Genomic DNA, 1,259 nt, shown 5'->3' with positions numbered 1-1,259 from the left:
GAACAGTGATGTTCAGCAGTGTTCAGCGTAAATGTATCAGCATGTTGTTGGAGCTAACCCCAGAAGAATGCGAATCGGTGATTCCGGTGGTGCCAACGCGCCTTCAGTATGCGGCTTACTGGAGCGATGCCCTCAAGAGCACGGGCCGCATCATCACGGCCATTTTGGTGGGTGTGGCGTTGCTGGTTCTTTCCCGCGCTTTTGGCGAGGGATCCTTTCTGGGGGCAATCGCCTTCCTGGTCGGGATTCTCTCGTTGCTCTATCCCTTCCTGTGGGGGCCGCTCTATACCATCTCCCGCCGTCAGCTAGCCTTTCGCGAGATTCCCTATGGGGGATTGTTTTTTGGGCAGGTGTTGCGCACTCGCCGCTACGAGGTGGTGGTGGAAGAGCGAGAAAAGCTGGATGAAGATGGCAACTTCTACATTGAAGAGGTGCGGGAGCGCCAGTTTGAGATGGAAATTGGCGATGAGACCGGAGTCGTCTATCGTGTGCGGGCCAAGGACGATCCCCGCTACAGGCGAATTGTCAAAAAGCAATCGGTGCTCGGGTTGGTGAAAGCCTATTCCCGCGATTTGCAGCGCCGGCCCACCTTGAGCGAGGTCTATGTGGTCAAGCTGGGGGAGTGGGTGGGAGATGTCTCCTATCTGGATCGGGAGGCTTTTTTGGATATGGCAGATGAGCTGTTGGAGCTACAGGCCCAAGGACAAGCTTGATCCCCTGGATCCCTGGTGTTCTCTGGGATGGAGGGGAAGGGATCCCTGCCTTTTTATTCTGAAACCTAAACGGCTGCCTATCCGGGAGCGCCGCTTTTAACGCTGGGTTAGCCGCATTATTGTACTGGCCAGGGGTAGGGTTGGGTAGTTTACTGTGGACTGGCGGGAGCTTTAAACTGAGGGCTGTAAGCTAAAAACAACTGCCATGGGCGATCCTCTCACCCCCCAAGTTAGCGAGCGCATCTGCAAGCACATGAACGAAGATCATGCCGACGCAATAGCCCTCTACGCCAGGGTCTTTGGCCAGGTGGAAGGAGTTACCCAAGCCCGCATGCAGGCCATTGACCCGGAAGGGATGGACTTGCGGGTGCAGGTCGACGGGGCCGTACAAACGCTGCGGATCCGCTTCGACCACCCCCTGCGGGACTCCGAGGACGCCCATCAAACCTTAATTGCCATGGTGAAGCAGGCTCGCGCTCAAGTTAAACAGGCTACAAAGTGATGAGAGCATGACTCTAGTCAATAATAAGCTCAACTATACTGAAA

The 1,259-nt window shown here is 55.6% G+C and carries 2 protein-coding genes; both read left to right on the top strand.

The features are described 5' to 3' along the window. On the top strand, positions 1 to 713 hold a 713-nt coding region (locus NW843_RS04825), incomplete at its 5' end, for a hypothetical protein (protein ID WP_414522266.1). A gap of 205 nt (positions 714 to 918) precedes the next feature. Then, the gene (locus NW843_RS04820; protein ID WP_011431796.1) at positions 919 to 1,215 is read left to right on the top strand and encodes a DUF2470 domain-containing protein; all 297 of its coding nucleotides are present in this window, start codon (positions 919 to 921) and stop codon (positions 1,213 to 1,215) included. The last annotated feature ends 44 nt before the right edge of the window (positions 1,216 to 1,259 follow it).

This window comes from Synechococcus sp. R5-12, from assembly GCF_047502655.1.
Taxonomy (GTDB): domain Bacteria; phylum Cyanobacteriota; class Cyanobacteriia; order Thermostichales; family Thermostichaceae; genus Thermostichus.
The sequence above is the reverse complement of the archived record's forward strand: the minus strand, read 5'-3'. Positions and strand labels throughout refer to the sequence as shown.

Excerpts from the sequence above, each read along its gene's own strand:
- NW843_RS04820 (WP_011431796.1), top strand. The coding sequence starts at position 919 with ATGGGCGATCCTCTCACCCCCCAAGTTAGCGAGCGCATCTGCAAGCAC.